We start from the raw sequence: 16,997 nt of genomic DNA on the forward strand, positions 1-16,997 counted from the left end.
GATGTTCAAAGTAGTTGTTTGAGGTTGGGGTGAGATCCGGACACGAACGAAGCTGACGCACCATCAGATCATCCTCACCGGCCCGATTGACCGCTGAGCGGTTATACGTATAACTTTGACGGCGTCCCCGCCCTCGCCTGCCCAGACCGGAGAAGACGCCGATGGGCTACCTCGCCCTGCTCCGCGCCCCCCACGTCAGCCGCCTGCTCCTCGGCACCCTGCTCGGCCGCCTGCCCGCCGGCATGACCGCCCTGGTGATCGCCCTCGCCCTGCGCGAGGCCGGCGCGCCGTACGGGCGGATCGGACTGGCCACCGCCGCCTACGCGATCTCCGCCGCCGTCGGCGGGCCGGTGCTCGGGCGGATCGTGGACCGCACCGGGCAGCCCCGCGTCCTGCTCGCCTCCGCCGTGCTCGCCGGCGGCGGGTACGCGCTGCTCGCCCTCGCCCCCGGCTCCGGGATCGCCGCCCCGCTCGGCGCCGCGATCGCCGGGCTCGCCATGCCCCCGCTCGAACCCTGCCTGCGCTCGCTCTGGCCGGACGTGGTGGAGGAGGAGCAGCTCGACACCGCCTACGCCTTCGACTCCGCCTCCCAGCAGATCCTCTACGTGGCCGGCCCGCTGGCCGTCGCCGGGATCGCCGGCCTGTTCAGCCCGGTCGCCGCGCTCTGGATGGCCGCCGGACTGGGGCTGGCCGGCGCGCTGATCGTGGCCACCACCGCCCCGGCCCGGGCCTGGCGCGCCCCGGCCCGCGCACACTCCGCCGGGCTGCTCGGCCCGCTGCGCTCCCCCGGCCTGGTGCTGCTGCTGGTCGGACTGGCCGGGGCCGGCTGGGCCGTCGGCGCGCAGAACGTGCTGTTCATCGCCTACGCCGAGCACCACGCCGACGCCCTGCCCGGCGGCGCGGGCACCCTGCTGGCGCTGGCGGCGCTCGGCGGCCTGCTCGGCGCGCTCGCCTACGGCGCGGTGAAGTGGCGCAGCAGCACGGCCACCCGCACCTGGGTCATGGCGCTCGCGATGGCCGCGTCCTACCTGCCACTGGTGCTGCTGCCCGGGCCTTACCCGATGGCCGCGCTGGCCTTCCTCTCCGGGATCGGGCTGGCGCCGCTGCTGGCGGCGGCGTTCGTGCTGGTCGCCGAGCTGGCGCCGACCGGGACGGTGACCGAGGCGTTCGCCTGGCTGGTGACGCTGTTCGCGACGGGCAACTCGCTCGGCTACGCGGTGTCCGGCAACCTGGCCGAGGACTCGCTGCGGCCGGTGGCGCTGTGCGCGGCGGGCGGGATCGCGCTCGGCGCCCTGCTGCTGTTCGGCGCCCGCCGCTGGTTCCACCCGGTGCCGCCGACGCCGTCGGTGCAGCCGGTGCAGGTGGGCTGAGGCCCCCACAGACGACCGCGCCCACCGGGGTCTGGCCGGCGGGCGCGGTCTTTCGTTCTCCCCTACTACTACCTACTGCTTCTCCTACTACCTACTGCTGCGCGCCCCGCCCCGGCCCGCCGACCGCCGACGCGGTGGAGGAGCGCAGCACCAGCGAGGTGGCCAGCGGCGGGACGGGCGCCGCCCGCTCGCCGCGCAGCAGGCCCGCCAGCGCCGCCGCGCCGACCCGGCCCAGCTCCTCGCCGGGCAGGTCGACGGTGGTCAGCGGCGGGGCCAGCAGCGCGGCCACCGCGACGTTGTCCATGCCGACCACCGACAGGTCGGCCGGCACCCTCAGCCCCAGCTCGGCGGCGGCCTGGTACACCCCGGAGGCGACCACGTCGTCGTCGCAGATCACCGCGCGCGGGCGGTCCGGGCGCTCCAGCAGGCGGTGCGCCACGCTCCGCGCGGCCGGCTGGCCCTCGTTCAGACTCACGCCCAACTCCACGACCTCCAGGTCGAGTTCGGCGGCGACCTGCTCGAACGCGGCCTGCCGCACCCGGAACGTGTACGCGGAGTGGGTGGAGCGCAGCCGCCCGATCCGGCGGTGGCCGAGCCCGGCCAGGTGCTCGACGGCGGCGCGCATCCCGCCCGCCACGTCGAGTTCGACGGTCGGCCGGGCCCGGTCGGTGCCCGGGTCGGCGTCGAGGAAGACGGCGGGGGTGTCGGCGGGCAGCTCGCCGAGCTGGCTGTCGTCCGGGGAGCAGATCAGCAGGCCGTCGAAGCGGCTGGTGGTAGCGGCCTCGGCGAGGGTGGCGCTCCCCCAGCCGGAGCTGACCACGACCGCCAGGCCGTGCCGGCCGGCCTCCTCGTGGACGCCCTCCAGCACCCGGCCGAAGAACGGGCCGAGGATGTTCGGCACCGCCAGCAGGATCATCCCGCTACGGCCGAGCCGCAGCTGCCGGCCGGCCGCCTGCGGGCGGTAGCCGAGGCTGCGGGCGGCCTCCCGGACCCGCTCCCGGGTGGCGTCGGAGACCCTGCGGCCGGCCTCCGCGCCGGAGAAGACCAGTGAGACGGTGGCTTGGGAGACCCCGGCGAGCCTGGCCACGTCCCGGCCGGTGGGCCGACGCACCGGGGCCGGCCAGGTCCCGGCCTCCGCCTCGACGGGCGCCCCCTCGACGGCCGACCCGCGCAACGCGGACGGCCCGGACGGCGGGTCGGCCGGTCCGGGCTCGGAAGCCGCAGAAGCGGAAGCGGGGTCGGGGTCGGAAGCGGAGGCGTCCGAGGCGGCGGAGTCGGGCACGGCGGCTGCGGTCGCGGGTCCGGCCGGGGTCAGCTCTGCCGGACGGCGGCCGTCCGGGCCGCCTCGTCGACGGCGTCCTCCTCGGCGTTCTGCGCGGCGATCCGCTCGGCGGTGCGGCTGCGCAGGCCGGAGACCTTGGTGGTGATCTGGGCGGACATGTCGTCGCGCTGACGGCTCAGCAGCACGTAGCTGAGCGGCGCGGACGCGATCGCGGCCAGCAGGAACAGGAAGATCACGCCGGCCTGGCCGCTGACCGGGATGATCTTGAAGTGCCCGAGCAGCAGGGCGACCAGCAGGCAGCCGAGGAAGATGCTGACCCGCAGGGAGGTGTAGCGGAGCGTGGCGTGCGACTTCTCCTGGCCGGTGCTGCTCACGGGACACATCCTTTTCACTGGTCTGGCTTTTCACTGGTCTGGGCGGGGGCCGGTCTCCCAGTGAAGCATGCCTGACGGGCGGCGAGGGGAAGGGGGCGCCCGTCCCCCGCCCGCCGCCGCCCGACCGGACCCGCCGCTCAGCGCAGGTCGAGCCAGAGGGTGATGTCGTCGCGGTCGTCCCCGGGGGCGACCCGGATCGCGGCCGGCACCCGGCCGACCTCCCGGTAGCCGCAGCGGGTGTAGAAGCGCTCCAGGCCCTGGCCGCCGCGCGCGGTCAGCCGCAGGCTCTCCAGGCCCCACTCCCGGGCTATCCGCTCGGCCTCGGCGAGCAGCCGGGCACCGTAGCCGCGGCCCTGGCAGTCGGGGTGCACCATGACCCGCTTGAGCATCCGCCAGTGCTCCATCAGGTCGAAGCGCATCGACTCGAAGAAGAGGACACCGACCAGCCGGCCGGTGTCACTCTCGTGGGCGACCAGCAGCCGGTCCGGGCCGTCCGGCTCGACCCCGGCGAACTGGTGGTCGGCGGTGTCCCAGACCTCGTCCTCCGTCACCGGCGCCACGAAGCCGACCGCGCCGCCGGCGTTGGTGACGTCGGCCCACAGTCGGACGACGGCGGTGCGCAGGTCCGGGTCGAGCTTCGGGTCCAGGGTGAAGGTGAGCGCCATGGTCGCGGAGCCTAGCCGTCCGGTCCGACAGGCCCCCGGCCCGCCCTACGAGAGGGCGGGGACGGAGCGGTCCGGCCGGCTGGTGCGCAGCGCCAGGCAGAGCCCGACGGCGACCACGCACAGGGCGCCGGCGCCGTACCAGGTGAGGTCGTAGTTCCCGAGCGCGTCGCGGGCCAGGCCCGCCAGCCCGGCGACGACGGCCGCGCCGATCTGGTGGCTGGCCAGCACCCAGCCGAAGACGATCGGGGCGTCCCCGCCGAAGTGCCGGCGGCACAGCGCGACGGTCGGCGGCACGGTGGCCACCCAGTCCAGGCCGTAGAAGATGACGAAGGCCAGGATCGGCGGTTGCAGCGAGCCGGCGAGCAGCTGCGGCAGCAGGAGCAGCGAGATCCCGCGCAGCCCGTAGTAGGTGACCAGCAGGATCCGGGAGTCGACCCGGTCGGTGAGCCAGCCGCTGAAGATGGTGCCGACCACGTCGAAGACGCCGATCATGGCGAGCAGGCCGGCCGCGGTGGTCACCGGCATGCCGTGGTCGTGGGCGGCCGGGATGAAGTGGGTGCCGACCAGGCCGGCGGTGGTGGCGCCGCAGATCGCGAAGGAGCCGGACAGCAGCCAGAACGCCCGGCTCCGGGCGGCGTCCCGCAGCACCCGCAGCGAGCGGGTCAGGGCGCGGCCGTCGGCGGCGGGCGCCGGCGGCTCCTCGGTCGCCCCGTACGGGAGCAGGCCGAGGTCGGCGGGCCGCTCGCGCATCAGCAGCAGGACGGGGACGGCGACCGCGCTGGCCGCGAGCGAGACCACGATCACCGCCGAGCGCCAGCCGTGGTGCTCGACCAGCCAGGCGCCGACCGGCAGGAACACCAGGTTTCCCGCCGCCCCGGCGGCGGTCAGCACGCCGGTGACCAGGCCCTGGCGGGCCTGGAACCAGCGGCCGGTGATGGTGGTGGCGAAGGCGCCGGCCATCGAGCCGCTGCCCAGGCCCACCAGCACGCCCCAGCAGAGCACCAGTTGCCAGGGCTCGCGCATCAGCATGGTGAGCCCGGAGCCGACCGAGATGGTCAGCAGCGCGCAGACCACCACCAGGCGCACGCCGAAACGGTCCATCAGGGCGGCGGCGAAGGGGGCGGTGAGGCCGTAGAGGGTCAGGTTGACGGAGGTGGCGCTGGATATCGTCCCGAGCGACCAGCCGAACTCGTTGTGCAGGGCGTCCATCATCAGGCTGGGCGTGGACCGGAAGCCGGCCGAGCCGAGCAGGACCAGCAGCGAGACACCGGCCACCACCCAGGCGTAGTGCACCCGGAAGCGGGTCGGACGGGCGGGGCGGACGGGTCCTTCGGGGGCGGGCGCGGGGGCGGGGGCGGGGGCGTTGCGTTCGGTCACGCGGACGAGTGTCCCGAAGCGGCGCGGCCGCGACGAGTGGCCTGAATGACAGCTTTCGCAAGAATCGGGCCACGGTCCCGGCGTACCCTGGCCCGAACCGGCCGGACTGGCCCGAACCGACCGACCCGACCGACCGAACCGACCGGCCGACCCGACCCAACCGGCCCGGGCGGCCGCACCACCGAAGGGGAACGGCATGGCCCACCTGGTCGCGGTACTCGCCCTCGACGGCGTGATCGCCTTCGAACTCGGCATCCCCGCCCGCATCTTCGGCGGCGCCAAGGACCCGGCCGGGCGGCCGCTCTACGAGGTCGCCACCTGCACGCTGGACGGCCGGCCGATCGCCACCAGCGCGGACTTCCGGATCAGCGTCGACCACGGGCCCGAACTGCTGGAGCGGGCCGACACGGTGGTGATCCCGGCCTCCGCCGACGCGAGCACGGCCACCGTCGACGCCGCCTTCACCCCCGAACTGGCCGCCGCGCTGGGCCGGATCCGGCCCGGCACCCGGCTGATGTCGATCTGCACTGGGTCCTTCCTGCTGGCCGCCGCCGGGCTGCTGGACGGCCGCCCGGCCACCACCCACTGGCGCTACACCCGGCGCTTCGCCGAGCTGTACCCGAAGGTGCGGCTGGACCCGGACGTGCTCTACACCGACGACGGCGACGTCCTCACCTCCGGCGGGGTGGCCGCCGGGGTGGACCTGTGCCTGCACGTGGTCCGCCGCGACCACGGCAGCGCGGTGGCCAACGCGGTGGCCCGCAACTGCCTGGTGCCGCCGTGGCGCGAGGGCGGCCAGAAGCAGTACGTCGAGGCCCCGAGCCCGGTGGACTCCACCGGCCAGGGCACCGCCGCCGTCCGCGCCTGGGCGCTGGAACACCTGGACCAGCCGCTGGCGCTGAGCCGGCTCGCCGACCGGGCGGGCATGAGCCTGCGGACCTTCACCCGGCGCTTCCGCGAGGAGACCGGCGCCAGCCCCGGGCAGTGGCTCACCGTGCAGCGCACCGAGCGGGCCCGGCAGCTGCTGGAGCGCACGGACCTGACGATCGACCAGGTCGCCCGGGAGTCCGGTTTCGGCACCGCCGCCTCGCTCCGGCTGCAACTGCGCGGCCGGCTGGACGTCGCCCCGAGCGCCTACCGGCGAACCTTCCGCGCCGTCCCCGGGTGACCCCGGGCGGCTTCAGGTGCCCTGGACGGCTCTCGGCCGAGTGGCCGGAAAGCGCCGCCGGACAACGGCGGATCGGACGGCGGCCGGCCGCGTGCACCCCGAGCACGGCGCGGCCGGCCACCATCCAATCGCGACGCGCGGGCCCTGAACCCGCGCCGCACCCTCCGCACTCGCCAAGGAGCGCCCGCGACCGGCGGTCCACGGCCCCCCTGCTGGCGTGGTCCCCCTGGACAACAGCACCGCGGCGGCGTTCGGGCGTCCCCTCGGCGTCCCCTCACTGACGGAGAGCCGCACCCAAGCGTGATCAGTCGGATACGTCACGTCAATGGGTAGTCCGAAATTCGGAATGGTTGCGTCAGCTTTCGGCCGGTGATCTCCGCCAGTGATCTCCGCCGACGATCACCGGCGGGAACGGCAGCGAACCGAGCAGGCCCCGGGCTGCCGCTGCCGCTGCCGCTACTGCGCCAACGCCGCCCAGTCCACGCCCGCCAGCGGGTCCGCCGGCCGGGCGTCCGCGCCGATCTCGCACCACACCCGCTTGCCCGAGCCGTCCGGGAACCAGCCCCAGCGCTCGCAGAGCAGCTCGACCAGCTCCAGGCCGCGCCCGTTGGTGGCGTTCTCGTCCGCCCCGGCGTGCCGTGGGGCGGGAGCCGTCCGGCTGGCGTCGGCGACCTCCACCCGCAGCGGACCGGCCGGCTCGCCGCCCGCCTGGTCCTCCTCCACCGGCAGGCAGAGCCGCAGCACCGCCGGACACCCGGTGTGCACCACGGCGTTGGTCACCAACTCGGAGACCACCAGCACCACCGTCTCGGCGACCGGCGCGTCCGGGTCCACCCCGTGGTTCAGCAGCCGCGAGCGCACCCACCGACGGGCCCGGCCGACCTCGGCCGGGTCCGCCTGCACCGCCAGCTGTACCTGAAGAACCTGCACCGCTCCACCACCCGCACTCGCAGTTCGGCCATCGTCCCGATCGGGCCGGATCGTCCAGCCGGCGAACCCTCGCACATCGCCCGGTGCCACCCGGGCCCTCGGCCGGGCTCCCGCCCGGCGCTCACCCGAGCTGTCCCGTCCGGGCCAACTCGTCCGTCGCGCACTGGCCGCGACTCGATTACGCCTCAGGATGAGTGGGCGGACGGACCTCGGCAAGCGCTTCGGGCATATTCCAGCGATCGGGGGACAGCGCAGTGCATACTGTCCCGTTCACTCTCGCGAGCCTCGTACCGGCACTCGTCCGGCCCGGGCCGACCCGCCGGTCCCGCAGTGGCGAACCTACCTCCGGACGCCCCGCGCACCCGGCCCGCCACTCGCGAACCACCCGTGCGACATATGTCCAACGGCCTTCGAACAGCGGCCTCCACGGACCGCCCCGCGCACGGGCCACCGGTACGAGCGACGACCGGGCACTGAGCCGGGCGCCGGGCCGGGTGACGATCCGGATGGCGGCCCGGGTGACGATCCGCAGGCCCGGGTTCCGTTCTTCGGGGAATGCTCCCGCCGCCGACCGGCCGCAAGATACCGTTGGGTACGCCAGCGAAACCCGGGCAGGAGGGTGGTTCCCGATGGCCACCCCCGACCGCGCGCCGCGCTGGGACGAGCAGCTCCAACGCCGCCTCGCCCGCGGCGAGGAGACCGCGCTCGGCGAGATCTACGACCAGCTCGCGCCGATGGTGCACGGACTGGCCGGGCGGATACTCGCCGACCAGGCCGCCGCCGCCCAGCTCACCCGGGAGATATTCGCCCACGTCTGGGAGCACCCCGAGGACTTCGACCCCGCCCAGGGCTCGCTGCGCTCCTGGCTCGGCGCGCTCACCCACCGCCGCGCGGTCGACCGGCTGCGGGCGCGGCGGGCCGCCGAGCGGGTACCGGGCGGCCCGGGCAGCGGACTTGACGGCCCGGGCGGCGGCGAGGGCGCGGCCGAGGCGGAGATCCGCGCCGTGGCCACCGCCGCGCGCATGCAGTACGTGGTGGACTCCCTGCCCCAATCCCTGCGTGAGACCATCGCGGTGACGTACTACGACGGCCGCACCTACCAGGAGACGGCCCGGCTGCTCGGCATCAGCGAGCAGGCCGCCAAGCAGCGGATGCGGCTCGGCCTGGAACTGCTGGCCACCGAACTGGCCGAGGAGCGCGCCCGCCACGACGAGCGGCACGGCCGCGAGGACGACCGGGCCGACGACCGGGACCACCGGGACGACGCGGGCGACAGGGACGACGGGGACAGGGGCGCATGAGCGAGCGGAGCGAGCCCACCACCGAGGAGCGCCACGACGCCCTGCGCTCGCTGCTCGGCGCCTGGGCCCTCGGCGCCTGCCCGAGCCGTGACGCCGCCGAGCTGGAGCAGCACCTGCACACCTGCCCGGAGTGCGCCGAGGAGGCCGCCCGGCTGCGTGAGGCGGCGGGGTGGCTCGCCCTGGACGAGCCGCTCGACCAGCCCAACTCGCTGCGCCAGCAGGTGCTCGACTGGTGCCTGGCCCGCCGCCCGGCCGAACTGCCCGTCCCCGCCTGGGGCATGCCGTACACCGCGGAGACGGCCAAGCTCGACGCGCTGCTGCGCGACCTCGGCCCGGAGGAGTGGCAGGAGGTGGCCGACCTGCCGTGGCACGGCGGCACCGGGCGGCTGCGTCCGGCCGAGGTGCTGTGCCATCTCGCCGCCGTGGACGGCTATCTGGCGCTCGCCCTCGGCCTGCCCGACCCGGTGCCGGCCGGCCCGGGCGCCACGCCGGCCCCGGCCGCCCGGCGGGTGCCGCCGCAGGAGCCGCCCGCGCGGCTGCCGGCGCCCCTGCTCCTGCCCCGGGTCCCGCTGCAGGGCGGGCCGTACGCCGGGATCGCCGAGCGCACCGCCCGGCTGGTCGCCGACCGGGCCGGCCTCCCACCGCAGTCGGTGCGGGAGCGGTGGCGGCGGCAGACCCACGACCTGGTGCGCACCGCCGCGCTCGCCCCGCGGGGCAACACCCCCGTCGACTACGGCTTCGCCGTGCTGCCGCTGCGCGACGCCTTCGTGGACCGCGCCTTCGAGTGCTACGTGCACGGCGAGGACGTGGCCCGCGCGGTCGCCTACCCGTACGACCCGCCGGCGCCCCAGCACCTGCGGCAGATGGTGGACCTGGCGGTCCGGATGGTCCCGCGGGCACTGGCCGACCTGCGTGCCGCCCGCGCCACCCGTCCCGAGCCCGCCGGGGCGCCGGACCTCCCGCCCGTGGCGGGCCAGGGCCAAGGCCGGGGCCGGCGGCTGCGGCTGGTGATCGACGGCCCGGCGGCCGGCGAGTGGCTGATACCGCTGGACGGGCCGGAGTCGGGGCCGTCCGGCGGCGAGCCGGTGGCCTCGATGGTGCTGGACGGCCTGGAGCTCTGCCAGTTGGCCGCCGCGCACCGCGATCCGGACCGGCTGCCGGTCGGCGAGCACGGCGACCGGGCCGCGATCCGCGAGGTGCTGCACGCCCTGCCGCTGCTGTCGCGGCCGTAAACGGCCACAGCCGCTCCGACCACGCCGACCGCTCTACGCGAAGACCACCGTGCGGGTACCGTTCAGCAGCACCCGGTGCTCGCTGTGCCACTTCACCGCACGGGCCAGCGCCTGGCACTCGACGTCCCGGCCGAGCGCGACCAGCTGGTCCGGGGTGACGTCGTGGGTCACCCGGGCCACCTCCTGCTCGATGATCGGGCCCTCGTCGAGGTCGGCGGTGACGTAGTGCGCGGTGGCGCCGATCAGCTTCACGCCCCGGGCGTGCGCCTGGTGGTAGGGCTTGGCGCCCTTGAAGCTCGGCAGGAAGGAGTGGTGGATGTTGATCACCCGGCCGGACAGCGCGGTGCACAGCTGGTCCGAGAGCACCTGCATGTAGCGGGCCAGCACGACCAGTTCGACGTCCTCCTTGGCGACCAGGTCCAGCAGCTGCTGCTCGGCGTCGGCCTTGGTGTCCCGGGTGACCGGGATGTGGTGGAACGGGACGCCGTAGCTCTCGGTCAGGTCGCGCAGGTCGGTGTGGTTGGACACCACCGCGGCGATCTCCACCGGCAGGGCGCCGATCCGGGTGCGGTAGAGCAGGTCGTTCAGGCAGTGCCCGAACTTGCTGACCATGAGGACGATCCGCATCCGCTGCTCGGTCGGGTGGATCTGCCAGTCCATCCCGAACGAGGCCCCGATCGCCGCGAAGCTGGCCCGCAACTTGTCGGCGGTGACCGGCTCGGCGGCGGAGAAGTGCACCCGCATGAAGAACAGCCCGCTGTCCCCGTCGCCGAACTGCTGGCTGTCGATGATGTTGCAGCCGGTCATGAAGAGGTAGCTGGAGACGGCGTGGACGATGCCCTGCTTGTCGGAGCAGGACAGCGTGAGGACGTACTGGGCGCTGGCCGGCTGCTGGTCCACTGGGGGTATCCCGTCCTGAGGTCGTGGCGTTCGTGGGTGGTCCAGCGTGTCACATCCTGGACAGTCGCCGCCCCGCTGCCCGTACTGCGGGACGGCACTGCTCAGCGGCCCGACCGAAAGCCCGACCAGGCACCCGGTTAGGCCGCCGACCAGGCACCCGGCCGGCGGCCCCGCCGTGGACCCGGACTCAGACCCAGGCTCAGACCCGGGTGAGGATGCGCAGCACGTCCAGCGACTTGGGCGCCGCGTCCGGGTCGTCCCCGTCGTTCACCGCCAGCGCGACGTGCGCCTCGCGCGCGGCCCGGACCGCCTCCGGCCAGCCGGGGTGGCCGAAGTAGGCGGAGGCGTGGGCGTCCGCGCCGACCTCGTGCAGCAGCTGGACCACGCGCAGCACCGCGACGTCGACCAGGGCGGCCTCGGCGGAGTCGCGGAAGATCGTGCCCACGTACTTCTCGGCCGACCAGTGGTCCAGCCAGGTGTCCTCGACCAGCCGGTAGACGGCGTCGGTCACGTCGCCGTACCCCTCCCGGCCGTTCAGCCAGGTCTCCTGCTGGAAACCGGGGTCGGACAACATGTGCAGCGCCGAGCGCAGTCGGGCTCGCCAGCGCCACCAGGGCAGGTCGTTGAGCGGCATGCCGTTCATCGTGCTGGAGCGGTGGCCCGGACGAGAAGTGTTTCGGGCAGACCGATGCGAAGAATCTGTGCTGGCGGACATGGAGAACGATCGTACGTTCCCTGTCCGTTCGTACTCCACTCCCGATCTACACGCGTGCCCCGCCGGATTTCAGCTCCCGTTATCCGACCGTTCGCACTTCGGCCCTCTCGGCGTGTGGCGCCGGGGCTTGGCTTGCTCCGGTGCGCCGGATGGCGCCCCAGAGAGGGAAGACCGATGACCAGCCGAAGGGACCCGCTCCAACCCCGGCACCAGTTCGCGCGGCGCCGCCGCCGCCCGATCGCCGCGGCCGCCACCGCCGCGGCCCTGCTCCCCACCCTCTTCTCGGCCTCCGCGTGCGGCGGACCGGCCGATGCCTCCACCAACGGCGGCGACCTCACCGTGATGACCTGGTCCCCGTCCGGCACCGGCTCCGCCGACCGGCCCGGCATGACCGCGCTCGCCGAGGCGATCGGCCGGGACGTCAACCTCAAGGGCGGGCTGAACGGCCGCCGGCTGCAGGTGCTCACCTGCAACGAGCACAACACCTCCGAAGGCGCCAAGGCCTGCGCCCAGCGGGCGGTGGACGCCAAAGCGGTCGCTGTGATCGGCTCCTACAGCCAGTACGGCTTCGACTTCATGCCCGTCCTGGAGCGCGCCGGCATCCCCCTGATCGGCGGCTACGGGCTCTCCCAGCCCGAGTTCAGCAGCCCGCTCTCGTACCCGGTGGACGGCGGCATGCCCGCGCTGATCGGCGGCAGCGGCCGTCAGCTGGTCGAGGCCGGCTGCAAGGCCGTCGCGCTGGTCCGCCCGGACACCCCGTCCGGCGACAACCTGCTCGGCTACCTGGCCAACGCGCTCAAGCCGGCCGGCATCAAGCTGCTCGACGTCAAGGCGCCCGAGCAGTCCACCGACTACACGGCGGTGGCCCGCAAGGCGATCGGCAAGGACGAACCGGCGAACTGCGTCACCAGCGCCCTCGCCGCCGAGCCGACCGGCAACCTGCTGGACTCCTACCGCCGGCTGAACCCGAGGAACACCCGGTTCGCCTCGGTGATCGGCAGCGTGCAGCAGTCGGTGGTCGACTCCACCGGCGGCGACTCCGGCCCGCTGGCCGGCACCTACGTCACCAGCTGGTACCCGCCGGAGTCGGCGAAGGTCTGGGACGGGCTGCGCGCGGTGGTGCGCGCCGACGCCACCGGCGGCCACACCATCGACGTCTCCGATCCCGGCGTGCAGACCACCTGGGTCGCGTACGAGGTGTTCCGGCTGGTCGCCGAGAAGGTCGCGGCGTCCGGCCGGCAGGTCACCGAGAAGACCGTCACCGGGCTGCTGGACAGCGGCGAGGGCATCGACGTCGGGCTCACCCCGCCGCTGAACTGGGGCACCCCCAACATGCTGCCCAGCACCGAGTCACCGCGGCTGGTGAACACCTGGGTCACCTACCAGGTGGTCAAGGGCGGCCGGATGACCCTGCAGCAGCCGGGCTTCGTGGACATCCGCTGGGTGCTCACCGGGGGCCGCCCACCGGCGTGACGCCCGGACGACGCAGAACGGACGACGAAGGACCAATGACGAAGGACGGACGACGAAGGGGCGGGCCGGCGGGCCCGTTCCCCCGTCCGTCCGTTCGTCCGTCCTACAGGTCGCCGTCGCTGCGGCTGGGCAGGCCGGTCTGGGTGGCGATCGCGTTCCACAGGGTCGAGGCCTGCTTCTTCGCGGTGGTCGCCGCGCCGCTGGCCTGGACGGCGTTCTTGTAGTGCTGGTTGTCCAGCTTCTTGGGGTCGCAGGCGCCCTGCGAGTCCCCGGCCCAGGCCGCGTACTCGTCGTCGGCCTGCGCGGAGGCGGTCCACGCCGCGTTGAGCTGTTCGACCAGCTGCTGGCCGCCGGGCAGCTTGTCCGCCTTCAGCTGGCCGAGCTTGGTCTGGAGTTCGCGCCGCTTGCCGGCCGCGCCGGTGAGCGCCTGCTGCGACTCGGGCAGCTTGTCGCACTTCTGCACCGAGGCGACCGCGCCGACCACCGCCGAGCGGCTGTCGCTCGCGGTGCCGAGCAGGTCCGACAGCGGCTGCGCCTGGGCCTTGACCGCCGGGTCGACGGTGGTGCCCGAGCTGCTCGCGCTCGCCGTGCCGGGGGTGGCGCTGCCGGTGGCGGCCACCGGCAGGGTCTTCTTGGCGTCGGCGGCGGGGGTGGTTTCGTCCCCGTTCACCAGGACGGCGACCAGGATGCCGGCCGCCGCGAAGCCGGCCACCACCCCGCCGATGATCAGCTTGTTGGACGGGCGGCCGCCACGGGCGGCCGGAGCCTGCGCGCCCGCCTGGGTGGCGTCGAAGCCCTGCCCGTGGTCCTGGCCGTAGCCCTGCCCCTGCCCGTGGTCCTGGGCGTAGCCCTGGCCGTAGTTCTGCCCGTAGTCCTGACCGGGGTAGGCCGGCACCGGCTGCGGCTGCCCGGCCTGCGAGTAGCCCTGGTAGCCGCCCGGACCGGGCTGCTGCGGGTAGCCGGCCTGGGACTGGCCCGTGGGGTAGCCGCCCGCGTGCGGGTCCGCGCCCGGGTAGGGCGGGAGGTGCTGCGTCTCCGGCGCCGGCTCGTGCTGCGGGACGCCGTAACCGGGCTGCGGAGCACCGGCCCACGGGGCGGGCTGGGCCGGCATGGCCTGGGTCGGCCGCGCATGCCCGCCCTCGCCGAGGTACTCCGGCTGCCCGGACGGCTGCCCCACCGGCGGCACGCCTGTCTGCCCCTGCGGGTGGCCCTGGGGATGACCCTGCGGCTGGCCCGGCACGCCGCCCTGGGTCTGGCCGGGCTCGGGGCGGAACAGGTCGTCCAGGTTGAAGTCACCCGAGTTGGGGTACGAGCGGCGCTGGCTCAACGCGATTCCTCACCTGTGCACGACCGCGCGCTGACGGCGGACCACATCTCGTCGGTTCTTGGGGGCATCACAGTTCCTTGGACGTCGCGCCCACGCTACCGGTTCGCCGAACCGGGTGGCCACGCGGGCGGGACATCCCTCACGCTCCCCTCACCCCGCCCGCCGGGGCCCGGGGCCTTGGACGGGCCCTGGTGCCCCGGGCAGGGCCTAGAAGACTGATGAAGATGTTGAAAGCGCGCCCGGCTTGTACCAGTTCGACCTGATTGACATTTACCGGCAATCTGGGGTGAGTCGGGCAGCCAGAGCAAGATCTTCAAGAGGCTTCTAGGCAGCCTCCGCATCCGCCCTGGCGTGGAACTCGCGGACCACCCGCTGCTCCCGGTACGGCTCCAGCCGGCGCCGGAACTCGTCCAGGTACTCCACGCCCCGGTTGGACCGCAGCCCGCTCAGCAGCCGGACCGCCTGCGCGCCCGTCTCACAGGCGCGTTCGAGGTCCCGCTGCTGCAACTGGGCGGTGGCGAGCAGGACGAGGTCCACCGCGCGGCGGCGGACCCGGGTCGGCGGGTGCAGGTCGAGCGCCCGGCGGGCGTAGTGCTCGGCCTGGCCGGCCTGCTCCAAGTCCCGGTGACAGTGGGCCAGTTCGTCCGACAGATAGGCGTCGTCGAAGTGGGCGATCCAGTCCGGGTCGTCCTCCGGGCGGCGCTTCTCCATCATCTCCAGCGCCTTGGCCGACACCGCCTCGCAGGAGCGGGCATCCCCCAGCAGGGCGTGGCCGCGGGCCTCGGCGGCGTAGAACATCGCCATCGCCGTCGGGGTGGCGACCGTCCGGGCGCCCTCCTGCGCGGCGCGGGCGAGCTGGGCGATCTCCCGCGGGTTGCCGAGCGTCGCCGCCAGGTGGCTCATCGACGCCGCCAGCACGTAGCCGCCGTAGCCGCGGTCGTCGGCCGCCTGGGCGAGCCGGAGCGCCTGGATGTAGTAGCGCTGGGCCAGGCCGGGCTGGCCGGTGTCCACCGCCATGTAACCGGCCAGTTCGGTCAACCGGGCCACTGCGGCGAAGAGTTGGCGCCCGGTCTCGTCCCGGTACGCCCCGCCGAGCAGGCTGGAGACCACCGAGTTGAGGTAGTGCACGACCACCGGGCGCACGTGACCGCTGCCGAAGCGGTGGTCCAGGTCGACCAGCATCGCGGTGGTGGCCTTGATCGCGGCCACGTCGGTCGGGCCGACCCGGGGGCCGCCGGTGCGGGCCACCACCGGGTCGGGCGGGGTGATCAGCCAGTCCCGGCTGGGTTCCACCAGCGCGGAGGCGGCGACCGTGGCCCCGGTCAGGAAGTCCCGTCGGCCGACGTCGCTGCGCCAGAGCTCGCAGACCTGCTCCAGGGCGGCGTTCAGGGTCGGCGCGAACTGGAGCCCGATGCCGGAGCTGAGGTTCTTGCCGTCGGCCATGCCGATCTCCTCGACCGACACGCTGCGGCCGAGCTTGCGACCGAGGGCCTCGGCGATCACGGCCGGCGCCTGCCCGCGCGGCTGCTGCCCGCGCAGCCAGCGGGCGACGGAGGTCTTGTCGTACCGCAGGTCCAGACCGTGCTCGGCGCCGCAGAGGTTGACCCTCCGGGCCAGGCCGGCGTTGGAGCAGCTGGCCTCCTGGATCAGTTGCTGCAGACGCTCGTTGGGCTGTCGTGCGACGAGTGGTCTTGCGGCCATTGGGTTTCGCCTCCCCACACCCTCCGGTCCCGGCCGGCGGGCGACGATTCTGCTGATCTGTTGCCGACTGTCCGACCGTCCAAGGAATCTGACACCAGGTTAGCGATCAGCAACGCCAGCGGGATACCCACGGTGACGATCCGCACCCCCCACGCGCCCTGGGAAATGCTCCTGTGCGCCCCCACTGCGCCTGCCCCCGCCCGCCTCAACTCGGTCGAGTAACCGGTTCGAGTGACATTGCCGGTATGCGCCCAACCGGCTTGCGCCGGGCCGTAACCAGCCTCACACACGGTAGTTGAGCTTCGCGTGGAAGACATCCCCGACTCCCCCGACCAGGGCAAGAACGCCGCACTGCCCCCGCTGCTCATCGAAGCCGTCGGCTACGCCGAGAACCGCCACTGGGAGGTCGCTCCCGGCGCCTGGCTGATCGACGGCGACGGGCCCGCCCGCTGCTCCTGCGGCGACCGGCGCTGCCTGCTGCCGGGGGCCCACCCGCTCGACGCGGACTGGGCCCGCAAGGCGAGCGCCGGGCCGGGGGCGGTGCGGCGCTGGTGGACCGAGCGGCCGCAGGCCTCGATCCTGCTGCCCACCGGCCGGTCCTTCGACGTCCTGGACGTCCCGGAGACGGCGGGATGCCTGGCGCTGGCGCGGATGGAGCGGATGGACCTCCAGCTGGGCCCGGTCGCGGTGCTGCCCGCCTCGCCCGGCCGGATCGGCCGGCGGCTGCACTTCCTGGTGCTGCCCGGGGTCGCGGCCAAGCTGCCGGAGATGCTCCGCAAGCTCGGCTGGCCACCCGGCCGGCTGGACCTGGTGGCCCGCGGCGAAGGGGACTGGACGGTCGCCCCGCCGTCCCGGATCGGCGGCACCGGCTACGCCCAGTGGGCCCGCTCCCCCTCGGCGCTCAACCGCTGGCTGCCCGACGCCGCCGAGCTGATCAGCCCGCTCGCCTACGCCTGCGGGCGCGAGGCGCCCGCGGCCGCCCACCCCCAGCCCGCCCAGCCGGCGGCAGCGGTGCGCTGAACGGGCGCAGCAACGATTCACCACCCCGGTTAACCGCTCCGGTTCACCAACCCGGTTCACCGCCTCGATTCACCGCCCCGTGAACGGCCGCCCTCCGCCTATCGGGTGAGGGCGCGCAACGCGCGACACCCCGCGCACGGCTGACGGGCCTTGTCTCCCACC

The 16,997-nt window shown here is 74.3% G+C and carries 15 protein-coding genes; 6 read left to right on the forward strand and 9 right to left on the reverse strand.

Translation table 11 applies throughout. The features are described 5' to 3' along the window. Positions 1–161 precede the first annotated feature (161 nt). On the forward strand, positions 162–1,370 hold the full coding sequence (locus tag ACFWPI_RS10615; protein WP_380373255.1) for an MFS transporter: 1,209 nt from the start codon (positions 162–164) through the stop codon (positions 1,368–1,370). Between the two features lie 91 nt (positions 1,371–1,461). Here ACFWPI_RS10615 and ACFWPI_RS10620 read toward each other — a convergent pair whose 3' ends face one another. The 4 genes from ACFWPI_RS10620 to ACFWPI_RS10635 all read right to left on the reverse strand — a co-directional run bounded on the left by ACFWPI_RS10620 (position 1,462) and on the right by ACFWPI_RS10635 (position 5,068). Further along, complete coding sequence (locus ACFWPI_RS10620) at positions 1,462–2,652, reverse strand: LacI family DNA-binding transcriptional regulator (RefSeq protein ID WP_380373257.1); 1,191 nt, start codon at positions 2,650–2,652, stop codon at positions 1,462–1,464. Between the two features lie 29 nt (positions 2,653–2,681). After that, the gene (locus ACFWPI_RS10625; protein ID WP_063348160.1) at positions 2,682–3,026 is read right to left on the reverse strand and encodes a DUF4229 domain-containing protein; all 345 of its coding nucleotides are present in this window, start codon (positions 3,024–3,026) and stop codon (positions 2,682–2,684) included. A 137-nt stretch (positions 3,027–3,163) separates the two neighbouring features. After that, a complete protein-coding gene (locus tag ACFWPI_RS10630; protein WP_063348161.1) occupies positions 3,164–3,691 on the reverse strand; it encodes a GNAT family N-acetyltransferase in 528 nt (175 codons plus the stop codon). Positions 3,692–3,736: 45 nt separating this feature from the next. Beyond that, a complete protein-coding gene (locus tag ACFWPI_RS10635; protein ID WP_380373260.1) occupies positions 3,737–5,068 on the reverse strand; it encodes an MFS transporter in 1,332 nt (443 codons plus the stop codon). A 196-nt stretch (positions 5,069–5,264) separates the two neighbouring features. Between ACFWPI_RS10635 and ACFWPI_RS10640 the strand changes: the two genes are divergently transcribed. Then, positions 5,265–6,236, forward strand: coding sequence for a GlxA family transcriptional regulator (locus ACFWPI_RS10640; protein WP_063348163.1), 972 nt, complete (start codon positions 5,265–5,267; stop codon positions 6,234–6,236). Between the two features lie 456 nt (positions 6,237–6,692). Here the strand turns inward: ACFWPI_RS10640 and ACFWPI_RS10645 are convergent, their stop codons facing one another. Further along, positions 6,693–7,166 carry an ATP-binding protein gene (locus tag ACFWPI_RS10645; RefSeq protein WP_063348164.1) on the reverse strand — a complete coding sequence of 158 codons (474 nt, stop codon included), beginning with the start codon at positions 7,164–7,166 and terminating at the stop codon, positions 6,693–6,695. 629 nt (positions 7,167–7,795) lie between these two features. Here ACFWPI_RS10645 and ACFWPI_RS10650 point away from each other — a divergent pair. Together ACFWPI_RS10650 and ACFWPI_RS10655 are read left to right on the forward strand one after the other, a co-directional pair. Then, positions 7,796–8,467, forward strand: a complete 672-nt coding sequence (locus ACFWPI_RS10650; protein ID WP_363371749.1) for a sigma-70 family RNA polymerase sigma factor — start codon at positions 7,796–7,798, stop codon at positions 8,465–8,467. Next, positions 8,464–9,699 (forward strand): zf-HC2 domain-containing protein, encoded by a 1,236-nt coding sequence (locus ACFWPI_RS10655; protein ID WP_380373263.1) that lies wholly within the window; start codon positions 8,464–8,466, stop codon positions 9,697–9,699. Before ACFWPI_RS10650 ends, ACFWPI_RS10655 begins: the two co-directional genes overlap by 4 nt. Positions 9,700–9,732: 33 nt before the next feature. Here ACFWPI_RS10655 and purU read toward each other — a convergent pair whose 3' ends face one another. Together purU and ACFWPI_RS10665 are read right to left on the reverse strand one after the other, a co-directional pair. Beyond that, positions 9,733–10,599 (reverse strand): formyltetrahydrofolate deformylase, encoded by an 867-nt coding sequence (gene purU / locus ACFWPI_RS10660; RefSeq protein WP_380373266.1) that lies wholly within the window; start codon positions 10,597–10,599, stop codon positions 9,733–9,735. A 199-nt stretch (positions 10,600–10,798) separates the two neighbouring features. After that, positions 10,799–11,314: a hypothetical protein gene (locus ACFWPI_RS10665; protein WP_079135686.1), complete on the reverse strand. Its 516-nt coding sequence runs from the start codon at positions 11,312–11,314 to the stop codon at positions 10,799–10,801. A 174-nt stretch (positions 11,315–11,488) separates the two neighbouring features. Here ACFWPI_RS10665 and ACFWPI_RS10670 point away from each other — a divergent pair, with 174 nt between their 5' ends. After that, the gene (locus ACFWPI_RS10670) at positions 11,489–12,787 is read left to right on the forward strand and encodes an ABC transporter substrate-binding protein (protein WP_380373269.1); all 1,299 of its coding nucleotides are present in this window, start codon (positions 11,489–11,491) and stop codon (positions 12,785–12,787) included. Positions 12,788–12,890: 103 nt separating this feature from the next. Here ACFWPI_RS10670 and ACFWPI_RS10675 read toward each other — a convergent pair whose 3' ends face one another. Both ACFWPI_RS10675 and ACFWPI_RS10680 read right to left on the reverse strand, forming a co-directional pair. Next, complete coding sequence (locus ACFWPI_RS10675; RefSeq protein ID WP_380373271.1) at positions 12,891–14,114, reverse strand: hypothetical protein; 1,224 nt, start codon at positions 14,112–14,114, stop codon at positions 12,891–12,893. Between the two features lie 324 nt (positions 14,115–14,438). Continuing rightward, entirely contained in the window at positions 14,439–15,815 is a 1,377-nt protein-coding gene (locus ACFWPI_RS10680) for a hypothetical protein (protein ID WP_063348171.1), read from the reverse strand. Positions 15,816–16,130: 315 nt separating this feature from the next. Between ACFWPI_RS10680 and ACFWPI_RS10685 the strand changes: the two genes are divergently transcribed. Next, positions 16,131–16,835 (forward strand): bifunctional DNA primase/polymerase, encoded by a 705-nt coding sequence (locus ACFWPI_RS10685; protein ID WP_244293629.1) that lies wholly within the window; start codon positions 16,131–16,133, stop codon positions 16,833–16,835. The last annotated feature ends 162 nt before the right edge of the window (positions 16,836–16,997 follow it).

Origin of the sequence: Kitasatospora sp. NPDC058492 (assembly GCF_042720685.1) — a bacterium.
GTDB lineage: Bacteria > Actinomycetota > Actinomycetes > Streptomycetales > Streptomycetaceae > Kitasatospora.

What these genes read in the sequence shown, in the direction of transcription:
- ACFWPI_RS10615 (WP_380373255.1), top strand. Translation starts at nt 162, where the DNA reads ATGGGCTACCTCGCCCTGCTCCGCGCCCCCCACGTCAGCCGCCTGCTC.
- ACFWPI_RS10630 (WP_063348161.1), bottom strand. Translation starts at nt 3,691, where the DNA reads ATGGCGCTCACCTTCACCCTGGACCCGAAGCTCGACCCGGACCTGCGC.
- ACFWPI_RS10640 (WP_063348163.1), top strand. Translation starts at nt 5,265, where the DNA reads ATGGCCCACCTGGTCGCGGTACTCGCCCTCGACGGCGTGATCGCCTTC.
- ACFWPI_RS10650 (WP_363371749.1), top strand. Translation starts at nt 7,796, where the DNA reads ATGGCCACCCCCGACCGCGCGCCGCGCTGGGACGAGCAGCTCCAACGC.
- ACFWPI_RS10655 (WP_380373263.1), top strand. Translation starts at nt 8,464, where the DNA reads ATGAGCGAGCGGAGCGAGCCCACCACCGAGGAGCGCCACGACGCCCTG.
- ACFWPI_RS10665 (WP_079135686.1), bottom strand. Translation starts at nt 11,314, where the DNA reads ATGTCCGCCAGCACAGATTCTTCGCATCGGTCTGCCCGAAACACTTCT.
- ACFWPI_RS10670 (WP_380373269.1), top strand. Translation starts at nt 11,489, where the DNA reads ATGACCAGCCGAAGGGACCCGCTCCAACCCCGGCACCAGTTCGCGCGG.
- ACFWPI_RS10680 (WP_063348171.1), bottom strand. Translation starts at nt 15,815, where the DNA reads ATGGCCGCAAGACCACTCGTCGCACGACAGCCCAACGAGCGTCTGCAG.